The sequence below is a fragment of the Micrococcus sp. MS-ASIII-49 genome (assembly GCF_000946635.1).
Lineage (GTDB): Bacteria > Actinomycetota > Actinomycetes > Actinomycetales > Micrococcaceae > Micrococcus > Micrococcus luteus.
The window spans coordinates 1-18,827 of record NZ_JXSP01000051.1 but is presented as its reverse complement, the minus strand read 5'-3'; the positions used below and the strand labels follow the sequence as shown (position 1 = coordinate 18,827).

13 protein-coding genes and 2 pseudogenes are annotated in these 18,827 nt (G+C 74.4%); 7 read left to right on the top strand and 8 right to left on the bottom strand.

The genetic code is table 11. From position 1 onward, the window contains the following. The 4 genes and pseudogenes from SJ20_RS03840 to SJ20_RS03825 all read right to left on the bottom strand — a co-directional run. Positions 1-412, bottom strand: a pseudogene (locus SJ20_RS03840) (hypothetical protein); the annotation flags it as partial. Between the two features lie 193 nt (positions 413-605). After that, the gene (gene gdhA / locus SJ20_RS03835) at positions 606-1,946 is read right to left on the bottom strand and encodes an NADP-specific glutamate dehydrogenase (protein WP_020621604.1); all 1,341 of its coding nucleotides are present in this window, start codon (positions 1,944-1,946) and stop codon (positions 606-608) included. A gap of 157 nt (positions 1,947-2,103) precedes the next feature. Then, positions 2,104-3,162, bottom strand: coding sequence for an aldo/keto reductase (locus SJ20_RS03830; protein WP_044659008.1), 1,059 nt, complete (start codon positions 3,160-3,162; stop codon positions 2,104-2,106). Between the two features lie 78 nt (positions 3,163-3,240). Next, positions 3,241-4,458 (bottom strand): glycosyltransferase family 1 protein, encoded by a 1,218-nt coding sequence (locus SJ20_RS03825; protein WP_044659010.1) that lies wholly within the window; start codon positions 4,456-4,458, stop codon positions 3,241-3,243. Positions 4,459-4,618: 160 nt separating this feature from the next. Here SJ20_RS03825 and SJ20_RS03820 point away from each other — a divergent pair, with 160 nt between their 5' ends. After that, positions 4,619-5,983, top strand: a complete 1,365-nt coding sequence (locus tag SJ20_RS03820) for a DUF6350 family protein (RefSeq protein ID WP_231866270.1) — start codon at positions 4,619-4,621, stop codon at positions 5,981-5,983. A gap of 10 nt (positions 5,984-5,993) precedes the next feature. Here SJ20_RS03820 and SJ20_RS03815 read toward each other — a convergent pair whose 3' ends face one another. Then, positions 5,994-6,431 carry a hypothetical protein gene (locus SJ20_RS03815; RefSeq protein WP_044659006.1) on the bottom strand — a complete coding sequence of 146 codons (438 nt, stop codon included), beginning with the start codon at positions 6,429-6,431 and terminating at the stop codon, positions 5,994-5,996. A 22-nt stretch (positions 6,432-6,453) separates the two neighbouring features. On the opposite strand from SJ20_RS03815, the gene purN reads away from it, so the two are divergent. Beyond that, a complete protein-coding gene (purN, locus tag SJ20_RS03810; protein ID WP_041102979.1) occupies positions 6,454-7,017 on the top strand; it encodes a phosphoribosylglycinamide formyltransferase in 564 nt (187 codons plus the stop codon). Here the strand turns inward: purN and SJ20_RS03805 are convergent. Beyond that, positions 7,004-8,425 carry an MFS transporter gene (locus tag SJ20_RS03805; RefSeq protein WP_044659005.1) on the bottom strand — a complete coding sequence of 474 codons (1,422 nt, stop codon included), beginning with the start codon at positions 8,423-8,425 and terminating at the stop codon, positions 7,004-7,006. The two genes, purN and SJ20_RS03805, sit on opposite strands and share 14 nt — an antisense overlap. Positions 8,426-8,543: 118 nt before the next feature. Here SJ20_RS03805 and purH point away from each other — a divergent pair, with 118 nt between their 5' ends. The 3 genes from purH (at position 8,544) to SJ20_RS03790 (ending at position 14,115) form a co-directional block, all read left to right on the top strand. Beyond that, on the top strand, positions 8,544-10,235 hold the full coding sequence (gene purH, locus SJ20_RS03800) for a bifunctional phosphoribosylaminoimidazolecarboxamide formyltransferase/IMP cyclohydrolase (RefSeq protein ID WP_044659009.1): 1,692 nt from the start codon (positions 8,544-8,546) through the stop codon (positions 10,233-10,235). Positions 10,236-10,303: 68 nt separating this feature from the next. Further along, positions 10,304-11,656 (top strand): magnesium transporter, encoded by a 1,353-nt coding sequence (mgtE, locus tag SJ20_RS03795; RefSeq protein ID WP_044659004.1) that lies wholly within the window; start codon positions 10,304-10,306, stop codon positions 11,654-11,656. Between the two features lie 236 nt (positions 11,657-11,892). Further along, positions 11,893-14,115, top strand: a complete 2,223-nt coding sequence (locus SJ20_RS03790; RefSeq protein WP_044659003.1) for an NADP-dependent isocitrate dehydrogenase — start codon at positions 11,893-11,895, stop codon at positions 14,113-14,115. Positions 14,116-14,306: 191 nt separating this feature from the next. Here the strand turns inward: SJ20_RS03790 and SJ20_RS03785 are convergent, their stop codons facing one another. Further along, positions 14,307-14,900, bottom strand: coding sequence for a methylated-DNA--[protein]-cysteine S-methyltransferase (locus SJ20_RS03785; protein WP_044659002.1), 594 nt, complete (start codon positions 14,898-14,900; stop codon positions 14,307-14,309). Between the two features lie 72 nt (positions 14,901-14,972). Between SJ20_RS03785 and SJ20_RS03780 the strand changes: the two genes are divergently transcribed. Further along, positions 14,973-16,571: a TIGR01777 family oxidoreductase gene (locus SJ20_RS03780; RefSeq protein WP_044659001.1), complete on the top strand. Its 1,599-nt coding sequence runs from the start codon at positions 14,973-14,975 to the stop codon at positions 16,569-16,571. 43 nt (positions 16,572-16,614) lie between these two features. On the opposite strand, the gene SJ20_RS03775 is transcribed toward SJ20_RS03780, so the two are convergent. Then, the gene (locus tag SJ20_RS03775; RefSeq protein WP_044659000.1) at positions 16,615-18,462 is read right to left on the bottom strand and encodes a glutaminase; all 1,848 of its coding nucleotides are present in this window, start codon (positions 18,460-18,462) and stop codon (positions 16,615-16,617) included. Between the two features lie 66 nt (positions 18,463-18,528). Here SJ20_RS03775 and SJ20_RS03770 point away from each other — a divergent pair. Beyond that, a pseudogene (locus SJ20_RS03770) lies at positions 18,529-18,827 on the top strand (ATP-dependent helicase HrpB); the annotation flags it as partial.

The following is an 18,827-nucleotide window of genomic DNA, read 5'->3' as shown; positions in this document are numbered from 1 at the left end:
GGCGCGGCGGGACGGGAAGCCGGCGATCGTGGGCCACCACGGAGGGGGCGAAGGGACGGCGGGTCAGCGGACCGGCGCCGTGATGCCCGGGCGAGGGGGCGCGCAGCTCGAGCACGGGCGGCTCGACGGCCGGCCCCAGACCGTGCAACCGGGCCGCGGTCAGGCCCGTGAACACCGTCGCGGGGCGGGCGATCGAGAGGGCGACGGCGGACACGACCGCCCTGTCCCACGGACGCAGCGCGGCCCAGTCGCTGACGCTGATGTAGACGCGCGGGCAGAGCCGCACGAGGACCCCGCGGGTCCAGGCGCGTTCGAGACGGCGCCGCGCCGCCCCGTCGTGAGGGTCCGCCGCGCTGAGCAGGGGCCCGCGTCCCGGGAGCAGCGCACGCGAGTGGTCGGAGAGCAGGGTCATGCGGCCCAGTCTCGTGGGCCCGTCGGGGGCGCGACGGGTCGGCCGCGCCGGCGGTGGAGGGCACCCGACGTCGGGGGGCCTGTGCAGGAGCCGGGCGCCCTTGAGCGACCGCCGCCCTGCGACATCACCGCGCGTCAGAACGGCGGTGATGTCGCAGGGCGGCGGAGGATCACGGAAGGGACAGGGCCGGGCCTCAGACCACGCCCTGGGCGATCATCGCGTCGGCGACCTTGATGAACCCGGCGATGTTCGCCCCCGCCACGTAGTTGCCGGGCGTGCCGTACTCCTCGGCGGTCTCCACGCAGCGGTCGTGGATGTCGCGCATGATCTGCTCGAGCCGGTCGTGGGTGTAGTCGAAGCTCCACGAGTCCCGCGAGGCGTTCTGCTGCATCTCCAGCGCCGACGTCGCCACGCCGCCCGCGTTGGCGGCCTTGCCCGGGCCGAACAGCGTCCCGGAGTCGACGAACAGGTGGGCGGCCGCCTCGGTGCAGGGCATGTTCGCGCCCTCGGCCACGGCCTTCACCCCGTTCTTCAGCAGGGTCCGCGCGGCGGACTCGTCGAGCTCGTTCTGGGTGGCACACGGCAGGGCCACGGTGCCCTCGACGTCCCAGACGCTGCCGCCGGTCACGTAGCGGGACCGCCCGCCGCGGCGCTCGGCGTACTCGGAGATGCGGGCACGCTCGACCTCCTTGATCTGCTTGAGCAGGTCCAGGTCGAGGCCGTCCGGGTCCACGATGTAGCCCGAGGAGTCGGACGCGGTGAGCACGGTGGCCCCGAGCGCGGCGGCCTTCTCCGCGGCGTAGATGGCCACGTTGCCGGAGCCGGAGATCAGCACCTGCTGACCGTCCATGGATTCGCCGCGCGTGCGCAGCATGGAGTCGACGAACATCACGGCGCCGTAGCCGGTGGCCTCAGTGCGGACCAGCGAGCCGCCCCACGTCAGGCCCTTGCCGGTGAGGGCGCCGGCCTCGAAGCGGTTGGTCAGTCGCTTGTACTGGCCGAACATGTAGCCGATCTCGCGGGCGCCCACGCCGATGTCACCGGCCGGCACGTCCGTGTGCTCACCGATGTGGCGATGCAGCTCCGTCATGAAGGACTGGCAGAACCGCATGATCTCGCGGTCGGACTTGCCGGCGGGGTCGAAGTCCGAGCCGCCCTTGCCGCCGCCGATCGGCATGCCGGTGAGCGAGTTCTTGAAGATCTGCTCGAAGCCCAGGAACTTGACGATCCCGAGGTACACGGAGGGGTGGAAGCGCAGCCCGCCCTTGTACGGGCCGAGCGCCGAGTTGAACTCCACGCGGAACCCGCGGTTGACCTGCACGACGCCGGCGTCGTCGATCCACGGGACGCGGAAGATGATCTGGCGCTCCGGCTCGCAGAGGCGGTGCATGACCCCGGCCTCGACGTACTGGGGGTGGCGCTGCACCACCGGCCCCAGCGCCTCGAACACCTCGGACACCGCCTGGTGGAACTCGGCCTCGCCGGGGTTGCGCGCGAACACTTCGTCGCGCAGGGTCTCCAGAGACTCATTCATGGTGTCCTCCTCGGACGTCGGGGTAGAGACGCCCCGCGGTGCCCCCGCCGTGGCGCGCCGCGGTCGGAGGAGGCCGCGGTGCCTGACGCCCATCCTGACAGGGAGTGCGCTCTGTTGCCGAAATGAGACGCGGGCCACCCCGGGCCCCGCGTTCGGCTCAGCGCGGCGGCGCCGCCTCGGTGTCGATGCTGGCCTGCTGGCTCTCGCTGTAGCGCGGGCCCGCCACGGTCGCGTCGTTGACGAGGTCGTCCAGCCGGGCGACGTCGGCCGGGGTCAGCCGCACCTCGTGCGCGCCCCGGTCCTCGAGCCAGTGCTCCCACGAGGTGGTGCCCGGGATCGCCAGGACGTCCTTGCCCTGGGCCAGGACCCAGGCGACGGCGAGCCCCGCCGTGCTCGTCCCGAGCCGGACGGCCTCGGCCGAGAGCGCCTCGCGCAGCGTCAGGTTGGCCTCGTAGTGGCCCTCGGCGAAGCGGGGCAGCCGGTGCCGCAGATCTCCCGCGTCCAGCCCGCCCAGCCGCGGCGGCGCGTCCGTGAGCAGGCCGCGGCTGACGGGGGAGAAGGCCACGAAGGCGGTCCCATGGCGGCGGCACGCCTCGAGCACGCCCCACTCGGGGTTGCGGGTGGCGAGGGAGTACTCGGACTGCACGGCCGCGATCGGGTGGACGGCCACGGCCCGGGTCAGGGTGACGGCCGAGACCTCGGACAGGCCGATCGCCCCGATCTTGCCCTCCGTGACGGCCTCTGCGAGCGCCCCCACGGACTCCTCGACGGGGACCTCCGGGTCCAGCCGGTGCAGGTAGTACAGGTCGATCCGGTCCTGGCCGAGCCGGCTCAGGGAGGCGTCCACGTGCGCGCGCAGCGTCTCCGGGCGGCCGTCGATCCGCCGCTGCCCGTCCCGCACGAGCCCGCCCTTGGAGGCGAGCAGCACGCGCTCGCGGACGCCCGACCCCGCCCGGGCGAGCGCGCGCCCCACGAGCTCCTCACTGCGGCCGCCGCCGTAGAGGGTGGCGGTGTCCAGGTGGTCGGTGCCGTCCTCCAGCACGCGGGTGAGCAGGTCGACGGCGGCGTCGTCGTCGAGGAATCCGGAGTAGCCGTGCACGATGTTCATGCATCCGAGGCCGACGGGGTGCACGTCCTTGCCGGCGAGGCGGCGGGGCTCGGCGGGATCGGGCAGGGGGCCAGGCTCGGCGGGGCGGGCATGCGGGGTGGCGTCCATGCCCGCCACCCTAGCCACGACTCCGGACACGACACCCGGGCGCCCGTCCGGCGTCCGGCCCGTCGTCCGCCCCGGGGTTCAGCCGAACACGCGCGCGGCCAGCAGCGCCGGCGCCGTCAGCAGCCGGCGGGCCAGCTCCACGCGGCGGCGCTCCTGCACCGCGATCGCCTTCTCGTAGTAGCCCATGAGCTGCTCGCACAGCACCGGCCAGGTCCGGCCCTGCACCGACGCCCACGCCGCGTCGGCGAACGCGGCCCGCTTGACGTCGTCGTACACGAGGTCCGCGACGTGGCGGCGCAGCTCGTCCAGCTCGCCGGGCGGGTAGAGCCAGCCGGTGCGGGAGGCGTCCACGATGTCGAGGGGGCCGCCGCGGCCGACGGCGACGACGGGCACGCCCGAGGCCATCGCCTCCTGCAGCGTCTGGCCGAAGGTGTCGGACTCGCCGGGGTGCACGAACAGGTCCAGGCTGGCCACGTGGCGCGCGAGGTCCTCGCCCCCCTGGAAGCCGGCGAAGTGCGCGCCGGGCAGCTCCCGCTCGAGCTGTTCGCGCAGCGGCCCGGAGCCGATGACCACGAGGCGGGTGCCCGGCAGGTCCGAGAGCACCCGCAGGTCCCCGACCTGCTTCTCGTGCGCCAGCCGCCCCACGAAGCCCACGAGCTTCTCGCCGTTCGGGGCGAGCTCGGCGCGCAGCGCCTCGTCCCGCTTGGCGGGATGGAATCGGCGGGAGTCGACGCCGCGGCCCCACAGGTGCACGCGTCGCACCCCCTGGCGGTGCAGCTGCCGGACGGTGAACGACGACGGCGCGAGCGTCAGCGTGGCCATGTTGTGCAGGCGCGCCACGTGGCTCCACAGGACGTCCTCCAGCCACGGGGCGCCGTACCGGGCCGCGTAGCCGGGGACCTCGGTCTGGTAGACGGCCACGGAGGGGATGCCGAGCTCCTCGGCCGCCTGCACCGCGCGCCAGCCCAGCACGAAGGGGGAGGCGATGTGCACCACGTCCGGGGCGAAGTCGGCGAGCATGCCGCGCAGCCGGCCCACCGTGCCGGCGGCCACCCGCACGGAGGTGTACCCGGTCAGGGGCACGGAGGGCAGGGTGCGCACGGGGAAGCCCTCGACCTCGCGGGGGGCCTCACCGGCGCCCGCGCGTTGGGTCCACCCGGCGGACCACGAGGCGGCCGGGGCGACCACCATCGCCTCGTCGCCCCGTTCCCGCAGGTGCCGCAGCACCTGGAGGATGGAGTTGGTGACCCCGTTCATATGGGGCAGGAACGATTCGGCGACCACGACGACACGCACGTGGCCGACGCTAAGGACCCCGGACCACGGCCGGGACACCCGCCGACGACGGCCCGGTGACCCCGCGGTGAACTCTCGGGGCGCGTGACGGTCGTCGCACCGGCCCGCGCGGCCCGCCCCCGTCCAGGCGCCGCCTGGAGTCGGGTGGCACCATGGACGGGTGAGTTCCCGCCCCGCTGCGCCCCGTCTGTTGCGCCCCGTCCCCCTGCCGCTGTGGCTGCAGGGGGTGGTCGAGGCGCTCGTCACGGCGATGATCAGCCTGCTGGCGGTCATGGTCCCCACCCTCGCGGTGTGGGCCACGGGCGGGTTCGAGCGGCCGACCATCGAGGGCGCCGTCCAGGTGGGCGGCGTCCTGTGGCTGGCCCTGCACGCGGTGCCCGTCACCGTGGCCACGGCCATGCCCACCGCGCCGGATCACCTCATCACCGGCACGGCGTGGCTCGTGCCGTGGGGCCTGACCCTGGTCCCGCTCGCGCTGTCCTGGCGGGCCGGCCGGCGCCTGGCCCGCGCGTCCTACCGGGACCAGGCGTGGCAGGCCTTCGTGGGCGCGGTGGGGGCCTACGCCCTGGTGGGGCTGGCCGTGGCGTTCCTGCCCGGCACGGACGAGCTGACGGCCCACCCCGCCCCGGCGGCGCTGCTGCCCGCCCTGCTCTTCGGCGTCGCCGCCCTCGCGGGGGCGCGGCGCGAGGCCGGCACCTGGGCGCACCTGATCGGCCTGGACCTCACGGAGCGGATCTCGCGGCGCTCGCAGTACGAACGCTGGGCCGGCTCGTACGCGTGGTCCGTGGTGCGCGCCGCGGCCGTCGCCGTGCTCGCCCTGACGGGCCTGAACGCGCTGCTCGTGGCGGGGCGGCTGGCCGTCGAGTGGGCCGCCGTCGTCACCGTGGCCCAGGCGATCGGGGGCGGCCCGCTGGGCGGCCTGCTGGTGGCGCTGCTGCAGATCGGCTGGCTGCCCACGTTCACCGCGTGGTCGATCGCGTGGACGGCGGGCCCGGGGTTCTCCGTGGGCGCGGACAGCCTCTACTCCGTGTTCGGCGCGACGCCGGCCACCGCGCCTGCCCTCCCGGTGCTGGGTGCGCTGCCCGTGACGTGGTCGCCGTGGCAGCTGCTCCTGCTGGCCGTGCCGATCGGCGCCGGCGCCGTGGCCGGCGTGTGGCTGCTGCGGGAGGGGGAGAACCACCTCGACGACTGGCTGCACACCCGTCACGGCAGCCGCGCGGTGTCCCTGACGCTGTCCACGCTGGCCCTGGCCGTGCTCACCGGACTGCTCGCCGGGCTGCTGCTGCTCGTGCCGCTGGCCCTCACCTCCGGGACGCTCGGGCTCGGCACGCTGACGGACATCGGCCCCCACGTCTGGGCGGTGTCCGCCGCCGTCGCCGGGTGGGTCGCGCTGGGCTGCGCGGCCGGCTACCTCACCGCCCTGGCCGTGGCCGGGCACCGGGACGGGACGACGACGGTGCCGCGGTCCGGCGACCGCGCCTCGGGCCTGCGCGACCGGCCGTCCCCGCGCCGGGCGCGGGACTGACGCCCGCGGCTCAGGGCCGCAGCTGGGGCACCCCCGTGCGCTCCTCCACCTGACGGGTGAACTCGTCCGCGCACGCCTGCTGCGCCCGCACGGTGAGCGCGGAGGCGCCGCACTGCTCGAGCTGGACCGTCGCGTCCCACGCGAGCAGCGGCAGCGCCGCCGTCGTCATGCCCATCAGCGCCATCGCCATGCCGGCGGACGCCACCGCGCGGGGCAGCCCCGAGCGCTCGGCGCCGCGGCTCGTGACCCACACGCGCACGCCGAGCACGAGGGCGACCAGCCCCAGCGCGAGGGCGATCAGCTTCCACGGCAGCACGAGGGAGAAGGAGAGCAGCATCCCCAGCAGCGCCACGGACTGCCACAGCAGGGCACGGCCGGTGCGGACGCGGCCGGGGTCCGGGGCGCCCTGCGGCGGGCGGGGCGGGGAGGAGGGAACGGGGGCGGACACCCCCTCACCCTACGATGGGCGCATGCGCATCGTTGCCCTCGTCTCCGGTTCCGGCACCAACCTGCAGGCCGTCCTCGACGCCGTCGCCTCCGGCGCCCTGGACGTGGAGATCGCCGCGGTGGGCGCCGACGTCGCCGACGCCGGCGGCCTGGAGCGTGCCCGCGCCCACGGGATCGAGACGTTCGTGGTGTCCCCGAAGGACCACGCGGACCGGCGCGCGTGGGACGAGGCGCTTGCGGACGCCGTCGCCGCCTACGCGCCGGACTGGGTCGTGTGCTCCGGGTTCATGCGGATCCTGGGCGCCCCGCTGCTCGAGCGGTTCGACGGCCGCATCCTCAACACCCACCCGGCCCTGCTGCCCTCCTTCCCGGGGGCCCACGGCGTCCGGGACGCGCTGGCGCACGGGGTGAAGGTCACCGGCTGCACCGTGCACGTGGTGGACGCGGGCGTGGACACCGGCCCGATCCTCGCCCAGGCCGCGGTGCCCGTGCTGGACACGGACACCGAGGCCGAGCTGCACGAGCGCATCAAGGTCCAGGAGCGGGCCCTGCTGCTGCGCGTGCTCGGCGAGCTCAGTCGGCGCTGACCTCGAGGGCGCGGCCGCGGGTCTCCGGGGCCAGCGCCAGCATCGCCGCGCAGGCCAGGACCACGAGCCCGCCGGTGACGGCGAACGCCGCCGGCAGCCCGAGGGCGGGGACCAGCGTGCCCACGAAGAGCAGCGGGCCCAGGCCCGCGCCCACCCGCGAGGCCGCCGACGCCCAGCCGAAGCCGGAGGCGCGCAGCGTCGTCGGGTACAGCTCGGAGACGTACGTGTAGAGCACCGGGATCGCGACCTGCACCACGAAGCCGAACGCCAGCACGAGCGGCAGCACCGCGGCGGGCACGTCCAGCACGCTCGCCAGCCAGACGGTCAGGGCGCTCGCGACGACGGCGCTGACGGCCAGCAGCCAGCGGCGGCCGGTGACCTCGATCAACACGGTGGCCACGACCACGCCGAGCAGGCCGGCCGCGGCCATGCCGGAGGTCATGATGAAGGCGCGGCCCTCCGCGTAGCCGGCGTCGATGAGGAACGACGGCAGCCACTGCAGCGCGATGTAGTAGACGAGCATGATGGCCACGAACAGGGCCCAGGCGACCGCGGTGATTCGCGGGGAGAACCGCCAGACCGCGGCGAGCTGCGCGCCGACGCCGCCGGAGCGGGCCGGCTCGGCCGGGGGCATCGTGTAGGGCCGGCGGGGCGCGCCGGTGGCCGCCACCATGCGGTCGATGACGGCGCGGGCCTGTGCCTCGCGGCCCCGGCTCATCAGGAACAGCGGGGACTCGGGGATGCCCAGGCGCACGACGAACACGAGCAGGGCCGGCAGGACCATGGCCAGCAGGGGCAGGCGCCAGTCGCCCCACGTGCCCACGAGCCAGGCGGAGACGAGGCCGCACAGCGCGGCGCCGACGGGCCACCAGCCGTCCATCGCGGCCAGGACGCGGCCGCGCAGCCGGCGCGGGGTGAACTCGCCCACGAGCGCGTAGTCCACGGGGATCGTGCCGCCCAGGCCCATGCCGGCCACGAAGCGGAACAGCGCGAACCACAGCAGGGAGTCGGTCAGCGCGCCCGCGATCGTGAACACGGAGAAGATCGCGAGCGTCCACGCGAACGCCGCCTTGCGGCCGATGCGGTCCGCGATGGTGCCCCACAGGAACGCGCCCACGGCCATGCCGATGAGGTTGGCGGTGCCGATCCACGCGGCGTCGGCCTTGTCCAGGGCCCACTCCTCGCGCAGCAGCGGGATCATCACGCCGTTGAGCGTGACGTCCCACGCGTCGAACATGAAGCCCAGGCCGCCGATCAGGAAGATGCGGCCCTGGACGGACCAGCGCCACGGCAGCTCCTGGACGACCGCCTCACCGGTGGGCAGGGCGGCGTCGGGGGCGACGACGTCGGGCGCGGGCCCGGGGTGCGCGCCGTCGGCGCTGGGGCGGGGCGGGGTGGCGGAGGACATGGTCGGCTCCCGTTCGTCGGGTGGAGTGGGGGGCGGTCCGTCACGCGGACGCCTGGGCCATTATGCGGCCCGGCCTATGCTGGAGGACACCCGGACCCCCTCGAAGGAGCGCCCCCTCGTGACCTCTGCCCAGCCCATCCCCACCGTCCTGGACACGGTGCCCCTGAAGCGGGCCCTGATCTCCGTGTACGACAAGACCGGCCTCGAGGAGCTCGCCACCGGGCTCCACGCCGCGGGCGTGCAGATCGTCTCGACCGGCTCCACCGCCCAGCGCATCGCCGCCGCCGGTGTGCCCGTCACCGAGGTCGCCGAGGTCACCGGGTTCCAGGAGTGCCTGGACGGCCGCGTGAAGACGCTGCACCCGCGCGTGCACGCGGGCATTCTGGCCGACCGTCGTCGCGAGGACCACGTGACCCAGCTGCGCGAGCTCGAGGTGGAGCCGTTCGACCTCGTCGTCGTGAACCTCTACCCGTTCGTGGACACCGTGAACTCGGGCGCCGCGGAGGACGCCGTCGTCGAGCAGATCGACATCGGCGGGCCGTCCATGGTGCGCGCGGCCGCGAAGAACCACGCGTCCGTGGCGATCGTCGTGGACCCGGCCCGCTACGGCGAGGTCGTCCAGGCCGCCCAGTCCGGCGGCTTCGACCTGCGCGCCCGCCGGCGCCTGGCCGCCCTGGCCTTCGCCCACACCGCGGCGTACGACAACGCCGTGGCCGCCTGGACCGCCGCCCACTTCGGCGAGGACACGCACGCCGACGAGATCCCCGTGTTCCCGCCCTACGCCGGCTTCTCCCTCGAGCGCGCGCAGATCCTGCGCTACGGCGAGAACCCGCACCAGCCCGCGGCGCTGTACCTGGACTCCTCGGCGGCCCCCGGCATCGCGCAGGCCGAGCTGCTGCACGGCAAGCCGATGAGCTACAACAACTACGTGGACGCCGACGCCGCGGTGCGCGCCGCCTTCGACCACCCGGTCCCGGCCGTGGCGATCGTCAAGCACGCCAACCCGTGCGGCGTGGCCGTCACGGACGCGGGCACGGACATCGCGCAGGCGCACGCCAAGGCCCACGCGTGCGACCCGGTCTCCGCGTTCGGCGGCGTGATCGCGGCCAACCGCCCCGTCACCGCCGCCATGGCCGCCCAGGTGAAGGACGTGTTCACGGAGGTCGTCGTGGCCCCGGCGTTCGAGCCCGAGGCCCTGGAGATCCTCTCGGCCAAGAAGAACCTGCGCCTGCTGAGCCTGCCCGAGGGCTTCCTGCGGGACGCGGTGGAGGCCAAGCAGGTCTCCGGCGGCATGCTGCTGCAGATCGCGGACGCGGTGGACGCGGACGGCGACGACCCGGCCACCTGGACCCTCGCCGCCGGCCCGGCCGCCGACGACGCCGTCCTGGCCGACCTGGCCTTCGCGTGGCGCGCCGTGCGCGCGGCCAAGTCCAACGCCGTGCTGCTGGCCCACGACGGCGCCACGGTGGGCGTGGGCATGGGCCAGGTCAACCGCCTCGACTCCTGCCGCCTGGCCGTCGAGCGCGCCAACACCCTGGGCGCCGCGCAGACCGGCGGGCAGGACGTGAGCAGCGCCGGCGGCGCGGAGAACGTCTCCGGGGAGGGCGCCCCCGAGCGTGCCCGCGGGTCCGTGGCCGCCTCGGACGCGTTCTTCCCGTTCGCGGACGGGCTGCAGATCCTCATCGACGCCGGCGTGAAGGCCGTCGTCCAGCCGGGCGGCTCCGTCCGGGACGAGGAGGTCGTGGCCGCGGCCGAGGCCGCCGGCGTGACCCTGTACCTGACCGGGGCGCGCCACTTCTTCCACGGCTGAGCGCGGCGCGCCGCTGCCGGACGGGGGCCCGGACCGGGCCCCCGCGACCCCCAGGAGGTGACGAGGCGATGACCCGCCGCGAGGTCGAGAGCGTCGAGGACCGCATCCGCGAGCACCTGCGCAGGGACGACCTCGACAGCGCGGTCGAGCTGCTGCGCGCGCTGTCCCCGGGCGACGCGCTCGAACTGCTCGACCGCTCCGAGCCGCGCATGGTCCCCGTGCTGTTCCGGCTCCTGGACAAGTCGACGGCGGTCCACGTCTTCGCGGCGATGGAGACGGGCCAGCAGTCCGACCTGGTGCGCCAGCTCCAGGACGGTCAGGTCCAGGACCTCTTCGCCGAGCTGCGGGTCTTGGGCCAGGCCCGGCTGCTCGACGAGATGCCGGCCACCGTGGCCCGGAAGATGCTCGCCGGGCTCGACGCCGAGGCGCGCGGCGAGGTCGGTCGGCTCCTGGGCTACCCGGCGGACTCGGTGGGCCGCCGGCTGCGCATGGCGCCGGTGCGTCTGCGCGAGGACTGGACCGTGGCCGTGGCCCTGGAGAACCTCCGGGACCACGGCGGCCGGGAGCAGGCCGCCATCGTCTCCGTGCCGGTGGTGAGCCCGCAGGCGCGCCTGACCGGCGTCGTGGACGTCTCCGTCCTGGTCACACAGCCGCTCGATGCGCGAGTCTCGGAGATCATGCGGGAACCGGTGTCCGCGGTCGCCACCGAGGACGCCGAGGAGGTGGCCCGGCTCTGTGCGGACCGCCGCCTGTGGACGGTCCCCGTGACGGACTCGGAGGGGCGCCTGATCGGCGTGTTCACCGTGGCCGACGCCCTCGAGGTCCTCGACGAGGAGTCGACGGAGGACGCGGCGCGCGCCGGTGGTGTGGAGCCCCTCGGCCGGCCCTATTTGGCGACCTCCGTGCTGGCGCTGATGCGCTCGCGCATCACGTGGCTGCTCGTGCTCGCGGTCGGCGCCACCCTCACCGTGCAGGTGCTCGGCGTCTTCGAGGACACGCTCGAGGAGATGGTCGTCCTCTCCCTGTTCATCCCGCTGATCATCGGCACCGGCGGCAACACGGGCAACCAGGCGGCCACCACGGTCACCCGGGCGCTCGCCCTCGACGACGTCCGGCCCCGCGACGCGCCGCGCGTGATGGTCCGCGAGCTGCGTGTCGGCATGGCCCTGGGCGGGTGCATCGGCCTGCTGGGCCTCGTGATCGCCGGGCTCGTGTTCTCGTGGCCCGTCGGTCTCGTGATCGGGGCGACGCTGTTCACCGTGTGCTCCTTCGCCGCCACCGTCGGCGGTCTCATGCCGTTGGCGGCCCGCACGATCGGCGCCGACCCCGCCGTGTTCTCGAACCCGTTCATCTCGACGCTCGTGGACGCCCTCGGCCTGGTCGTCTCCTTCTTCATCGCCCAGGCCGTGCGGGGCACCTGAGCCGGTCACGATCCACGCCGCCGTCGTCGGGGGGCGCCCCCGCCGACCCGACGCCCCCCTGGTACCCGGGCGACCCCGCCCGGCCCGGCGAGGGCACCGGCGACGGCCGGGGACGCTGACGCCGAGCCACACACGGTGTGGCGCGTCCGAGGCGCCGGGTAGATTGGCGGGGAGTCACCCGTTCCCTGCCGACGAGGGCCGCGTCTCGAGTGCGGCCAGAAGGAGAGATCATCCGCATGTCGAAGATCATCTACACGCTCACGGACGAGGCCCCCATGCTGGCCACCGCGTCGCTGCTGCCGATCGTGCGTGCCTACGCGGGCACCGCCGGCGTGGAGCTGGAGACCCGTGACATCTCGCTGGCCGGCCGCATCCTCGCCGCGTTCAAGGACGTCCTGCCCGAGGACCAGCGCACCGCGGACGCCCTCGCCGAGCTCGGCGAGCTCGTGAAGTCCCCCGAGGCGAACGTCATCAAGCTGCCGAACATCTCCGCCTCCGTGCCGCAGCTGCGCGCCGCGATCAAGGAGCTGCAGGCGGACGGCTACGCGCTGCCGGAGTACCCGGACGAGCCGAAGACCGACGAGGAGAAGGACGCGAAGGCGCGCTACGACTCGGTCAAGGGCTCCGCCGTGAACCCGGTGCTGCGCGAGGGCAACTCGGACCGCCGCGCCCCGAAGGCCGTGAAGGCGTACGCCAAGCGCTTCCCCCACTCGATGGGCGAGTGGACCCCGGACTCCAAGACCGCCGTCGCCACCATGGGCGCGGACGACTTCCGCGCCAATGAGCAGTCCGTGACCCTGCCGGCCGCCGACGTGCTGACGATCGAGTTCACCGACGAGGACGGCAAGACCACCGTGCTCAAGGAGGGCCTGAAGGTCCTCAAGGGCGAGGTCGTGGACGGCACGTTCATGTCCGCCAAGGCCCTGGACGCGTTCCTCGCCGAGCAGGTCAAGCGCGCCAAGGAGGAGGGCATCCTCTTCTCCGCGCACCTGAAGGCCACCATGATGAAGGTCTCCGACCCGGTGATCTTCGGCCACGTCGTGAAGGCCTACTTCTCCGAGCTGTTCGAGAAGTACGGCGAGCAGCTGGCCGCCGCCGGCCTGTCCGCGAACAACGGCCTCGCCGCGATCGAGGGCGGCCTGGACAAGCTCGACGCCGAGACCGCCGAGGGTGTGCGCGCCGCCATCGCCGCCGCCTACGAGAACGGCCCGGACGTGGCCATGGTGAACTCCGCCAAGGGCATCACCAACCTCCACGTGCCCTCCGACGTGATCGTGGACGCCTCCATGCCCGCCATGATCCGCAACTCCGGCCGCATGTGGAACAAGCACGACCAGACCCAGGACACCCTGGCCGTCATCCCGGACTCCTCCTACGCCGGCGTCTTCCAGGCCGTGATCGACGACTGCAAGGCCAACGGCGCCTACGACCCCACCACCATGGGCACCGTCCCGAACGTGGGCCTCATGGCGCAGAAGGCCGAGGAGTACGGCTCGCACGACAAGACGTTCATCATGGACGCCGCGGGCACCGTGGCCGTGAAGAACTCCGCCGGGGAGACCCTGCTCTCCCACGACGTCGAGGCCGGCGACATCTGGCGCGCCTGCCAGACCAAGGACGTCCCGGTGCGCGACTGGGTGAAGCTGGCCGTGACCCGCGCCCGCGCGTCCCAGACCCCGGCCGTGTTCTGGCTGGACGAGACCCGCGCCCACGACCGCGAGCTCATCAAGAAGGTCGAGGAGTACCTCAAGGAGCACGACACCGAGGGCCTGGATCTGCGCATCCTCTCCCCGGTGGAGGCCACCAAGCTCTCGGTGGAGCGCATCCGCCGCGGCGAGGACACCATCTCCGTGACCGGCAACGTGCTGCGTGACTACAACACGGACCTGTTCCCGATCCTCGAGCTGGGCACGTCCGCGAAGATGCTGTCGATCGTCCCGCTGCTCAACGGCGGCGGCCTGTTCGAGACCGGCGCGGGCGGCTCCGCCCCGAAGCACGTGCAGCAGCTGCTGGAGGAGAACCACCTTCGCTGGGACTCCCTCGGCGAGTTCCTCGCGCTGGCCGTGTCCTTCGAGCACGAGGCGGTCGCGAACGAGAACCACCGCGCGCAGGTCCTGGCGGACACCCTGGACGCCGCCACCGGCACCCTGCTGATCGAGGGCAAGTCCCCGAAGCGCAAGGTCGGCGAGCTGGACAACCGCGGCAGCCACTTCTACCTGGCGCTGTACTGGGCCCGCGAGCTGGCGAAGCAGACCGAGGACGCCGAGCTGGCGGCCGCGGCGAAGCCGATCGCCGAGGAGCTGGGGGCCCAGGAGGAGACCATCCTGGCCGAGCTCAACGGCGTGCAGGGCTCCCCGGTGGACCTGGGCGGCTACTACTGGCCGGAGCTGGAGAAGGTCACCTCCGTGATGCGTCCGTCCGCGACGCTCAACGCGATCGTGGACAAGCTCTCCGTCTGACGATCTGAGCGCCTGGGGCCGGGCCGCGTGCGTGGAGCGCGCGGCCCGGCCCCTTCTCGTTCCCCGGCGCCCGACGCCGGCCCCCGCCCACCCGAGACGGCTCCCCGCCCGCAACGCGGGTTGAGTTGTCACGGGTGTGCGTGCCCCGGACCCGTGACAACTCAACCGACGTTGCCGTGGGGAGGGGGTGGTCAGCCCGCGTGGGCCGCCTCGTGGGCCAGCAGGGCCTGCTTCGCGTCGGTGCCGTAGAGGTAGTGGCCGGCGGCGCCGTCGGCGCGCACCACGCGGTGGCAGGGCACGACGACGGCCACCAGGTTGGCGGCGCACGCCCCGCCGGCGGCGCGCACGGCCCGCGGGGCCCCGCACCGTTCGGCCAGGCCGCCGTAGGTGGCGGGGGAGCCGGGGGCGATGCCGCGCAGCTCCCGCCACGCCCGCTGCCGGAACGCGGTGCCCGGCTGGGTGACGTCGAGGGCGTCCAGCGCGGCCACGTCCCCCGCGGCGTAGGCGGCCAGGGCGTCGGCGACGGGCTGGGACACACCCGGACGCGGTTCCACGGGGCGCGGGTTCATCTCGCGGTCGGCGGTCTCCGGGTCCAGGGCCACGAGCCGGTCCATGAGCGTCTCGAGGAGGCGCCCGATCGCGGCGGCGGGGGGCTCCGAGTCCTCCGGCACGGCCACGCCGGAGGCGCGCACCGTCTGGTCCTCGGGGGAGAAGACGGCCACGAGGGTGAGCTCGGTGGCGGGCAGGGCGGCGGCGGTCCAGCGCAGCTCGGGAAGCAGGTCCATCCCCTCATTGTCCTGCACGGCCCGGCCCGGACAGGTGTTCGCGCGTCCCCTCCCTGTGTCAGGCTGGCGTCCATGACCGAGATCCGCGTCTTCGAGCATCGCACCCTCCTGCGCCACCCGCGTGAGGTGGTCTTCCGCTGGCTGGAGAACCCCGGCGCGCTGGAGCGGCTCACCCCGCCCTTCGCGGGCGAGGTGGTCCAGGGACCCACGGACGGCCTCCGCGTGGGCTCCGAGTCGCGGCTGCGCATCCAGGCCCCCGGGGCGGCCGGCCTGTTCGCCGGCGCGGCCCACGGGATGCTCACCGGCCTGCTGCCGGACGCCGTCGCCTCCCGCCTGCCCGGCGGGGCCGCGCCCGCGGTGCCGTGGCGGGCCCGCCACACGGCCTACGAGGAGGGCCGCATGTTCCGGGACGAGATGGTCTCCGGCCCTCTCGCCTCCTGGCGGCACACGCACCTGCTCGACGACGCTGCGCCCGGTGAGGCGGACATGGCGGACGGCCGGCGGGGCACGGTCGTGACGGACCACATCGAGTACGCCCTGCCGGGGGAGTCCCTGGTGTCCCGCGTGCCCGGTCTGGGCGCCGCGGCCTCGCGCCGCACCCACGAGGCCTTCGAGGCGGAGCTGGGCCGCCAGTTCGCCTATCGGGCCCGCGTGATGGCCGATGACCTGGACTTCCACGCCGCCCATCCCGGCCCCCTCGTCGGCGGGCCGGCTCGCACGGTCGCCGTGACGGGGTCCGGCGGACTGATCGGCCGGCAGCTCTGTGCCCTGCTCACCACCGGCGGCCACCGCGTCATCCGGCTCGTGCGGAGCCCGAAGAAGGCCGGCGCGCTGGACGCGGCGCTGTGGGACCCCGGCCGGGAGACCGTGGACGAGGACGCCCTGGCCGAGGCCGACGTCGTCGTGAACCTGGCGGGCGAGCCCATCGCCGGCCGGTTCTCGGACGCGCACAAGGAGGCCGTGCACGACTCGCGCGTACGCGGCACGCGCACCCTCGTGGACGCGCTCGCCCGGATTGCCGCACGGGAGGGGGACGACGCGCGGGTGCGGGCACTCGTGAACGGCTCGGCGATCGGGTACTACGGGGCGGACGCGGGCACGGGCCCGTTCGGCAGCGGCCTCGTCGAGGATCTGGAGCCCGGGGACGACTTCCTCGCCGAGGTCGTCGCGGACTGGGAGGCGGAGGCCCGGCGCGCCGAGGCGGCCGGCATCCGGGTGGCGATGCTGCGGACCGGCGTGGTGCTGAGCCCGGCCGGAGGCATGCTGCAGCAGGTGCTGCCGCTGTTCCTCGCGGGCCTCGGCGGCCCGGTCGCGACCTCGGGCGGGGAGAGCCACGACGGCAGCCCGTGGCTGAGCTGGATCGGTGCCGATGACATCGCCGGCGCCTTCGCCCACGCGGTGATCGACGACGGCGTCACCGGCCCGGTGAACGCGGTGGCGCCGGAGCCGGTCACGGCCCGGGAGTTCGCCACCGTCCTCGGGCGGGTGCTGCACCGGCCGGCGGTCATCCCGGTGCCCGACGCCGGGCCGCGCCTACTGTTGGGTGAGGAGGGCCGGGTGGAGACCGTGGCGGCGGACCAGAAGGTCGTGGCGGACCGACTGGTCGCCTCCGGCTACGACATGCGCGACCCCGAGCTGGAGGGCGCGTTGCGCCACGTGCTCGGGCGGTGACGGGGTGGGGCGGCGTCCCCCGGGACGCCGCCCCCGCGGGTTGTCAGTCCTGCAGCGCGCCGGTCTCCCGGATGAGCTGGCTCAGCGCGGTGAACGCGTCGCGGGCCAGCGCCTCCCAGAGGGCCAGGGCCAGCTGGGGGAAGCCCTCCTGGAGCGCGACCATCACCTGGGCGGTGAGGACTCGCGCCGTCACCGGCCCGCGCGCGCGAACGGTGGAGGGCTGACGGCCCGGCTGGCCGAGGGCCATCTCGCCGAACGTCATCCCCGGGGTGAGCAGGGTGCGGCGCACACGACGGCTGCCCGTGCCCTGGCCCGAGAGCTCCACGGTGCCGGAGACGATCACGTAGATGCCGCCGAACGGCTGGCCGGCGCGACGGATGATCTGGCCGTCCGAGTAGACCCGCTCGTCCATCATGGACTCGAGCAGGCGCGCATCGTCCGCGGAGAGGTGCTGCAGCAGGGGTGCTACGGCCGCCTCCTGGGCGTCCCGCGGCAGCAGGTGGGGGGCGTGCCGGGAGAGCAGCCGCTGCTCGGCCCACTGGGCGGCCCGCGAGCGGGAGTCGAAGAACACGAACTGCGCGCCCTCGGCGGCGGGGTCCACCCCCTCGGCCTCATCCTGCAGCGGCTCGGGCAGGTCCACCTCCACGGACTCCTCGACGGCCGACATCAGCTCCTTCATCTCGGCGGCGTCCCGGTCCACGACGACGACGTCGAGCCCGTTGCCCAGCGCGCGGGCGAACCACTGGGCCACCAGCAGGCGGGCCGGGCGGGAGATGGAGCTGACCGAGCGCATGTCCACCACGAGCGTCTCGAGGGCCTCCGGCAGACCGCGGCTGACGCGGGCGATCGCGTCCACCTGGCTGAAGCCGAGGTGACCGCCCAGCTCCATGACGTGCACGGTGTCCGCGAACCGCCCGAGCGCCTCGAGGACGACGGCGCTGCGCACCGTGCCCGAGGGCGCCTGATCGATCCGGTAGTGGGTGCGCAGGGCCGCGCGCGGGGAACCGGTGACCACCGACGGGTGCAGCTCGAAGTCCTCGACGATAGTCCGCAGGGCGGCCATCGCCGCGGCGCCGAGCCCGTTCTCGTCCGTCGTGTCCGACTGCAGCGCCAGACCGAGGTGGCCCGGCACCACCACGAGCACCGTGCCGCCGCGGGTGGACGCCCAGCCAGGCTGACCGACGTCGTACGCCCACCGGGAGTCCCGGGTGTCCATGCCGCAGGAGTCCATCACCGAGAGCACGCCGCGGACCGTCTCCTCGCTCAGCACCCGGTCCCCGGTGACGGGGTGGACGCCGCCGTGCGCGAGGGTGCCGGCGAGCAGGGCGAGGTCCTCCACGGTCACGGCGGCGGCACGCACCGTGGCGATGTCCTCGAGCAACGTCTCGGGGTCGGCGTCCAGCGTGTCGAGGGACTTCATCAGCCACGCAGCCGACCGGGTGTGATGCTGGGCGCGGTTCTCCGCGCGGGCGGCCGACTCCGTGACGGTGACCTCGCGGTCGAACAGTGCGGAGAGCAGCTGCATCATGCGTGCGGTCCGGTCGCGGCCACCGCGGCCCTTCACGAGGGAGGCGGTGGCCACCGCGCCCGCGTTCTGCAGCGGGTTGTGCGGCAGGCCCGTGACGGCGTCCACCTCGACCCGGTGGTCCAGGTCGCGCACGGGGGCGGCTCCCACTCGCTCGCCCACCCGCACCGCGCCGAGGTCCTCGAGGGCCTGCGCGTGGAACAGGGGAGAGGCGAGCGTGGCCAGGGGCACGGCCGTCATGGATCCGGAGACGTAGCGGTGCCCGTCCACCAGGAGCATCGCGACGCCCAGCCCGTCCGGGACCTCCCCCTCACCCGCGTGGGCCGACGTGAGGCGATCGAGGTGCTCCTGGACGGGTGTGGTCATGGGTCACAGCCTAGTCAGTGGGGCGGCCCCGGGACAGCGCGACGGAGGCGGGCACAATGGGTCCCGATGCCCACCCCCGTCGATCCCGTCTCCGTCCCCGCCTGCCTCTCCGCCGCTCTGGGCCGCCTCAGCACCGGCCTGACGTTCGCCGCCGCCCTGCCCGAGCTCGAAGACGCACTGGACGCGCGCGGGGCGGCCGTCGTCGAGGCGCCCCCGGGCACGGGCAAGACCACCGTGGTCCCGCCCGCGCTCGCGGTCCGGCTCGCGGACCACGGCGGCGGGCGCGTCCTGGTCACGCAGCCGCGGCGGGTCGCGGTGCGCGCGGCCTGGCGGCGGCTGCGCACGGATGACGGGGGAGGCCGTCA

Excerpts from the sequence above, each read along its gene's own strand:
- gdhA (WP_020621604.1), bottom strand. The coding sequence starts at position 1,946 with ATGAATGAGTCTCTGGAGACCCTGCGCGACGAAGTGTTCGCGCGCAAC.
- SJ20_RS03830 (WP_044659008.1), bottom strand. The coding sequence starts at position 3,162 with ATGGACGCCACCCCGCATGCCCGCCCCGCCGAGCCTGGCCCCCTGCCC.
- purN (WP_041102979.1), top strand. The coding sequence starts at position 6,454 with ATGCGCATCGTTGCCCTCGTCTCCGGTTCCGGCACCAACCTGCAGGCC.
- SJ20_RS03805 (WP_044659005.1), bottom strand. The coding sequence starts at position 8,425 with ATGTCCTCCGCCACCCCGCCCCGCCCCAGCGCCGACGGCGCGCACCCC.
- mgtE (WP_044659004.1), top strand. The coding sequence starts at position 10,304 with ATGACCCGCCGCGAGGTCGAGAGCGTCGAGGACCGCATCCGCGAGCAC.
- SJ20_RS03790 (WP_044659003.1), top strand. The coding sequence starts at position 11,893 with ATGTCGAAGATCATCTACACGCTCACGGACGAGGCCCCCATGCTGGCC.
- SJ20_RS03785 (WP_044659002.1), bottom strand. The coding sequence starts at position 14,900 with ATGGACCTGCTTCCCGAGCTGCGCTGGACCGCCGCCGCCCTGCCCGCC.
- SJ20_RS03780 (WP_044659001.1), top strand. The coding sequence starts at position 14,973 with ATGACCGAGATCCGCGTCTTCGAGCATCGCACCCTCCTGCGCCACCCG.
- SJ20_RS03775 (WP_044659000.1), bottom strand. The coding sequence starts at position 18,462 with ATGACCACACCCGTCCAGGAGCACCTCGATCGCCTCACGTCGGCCCAC.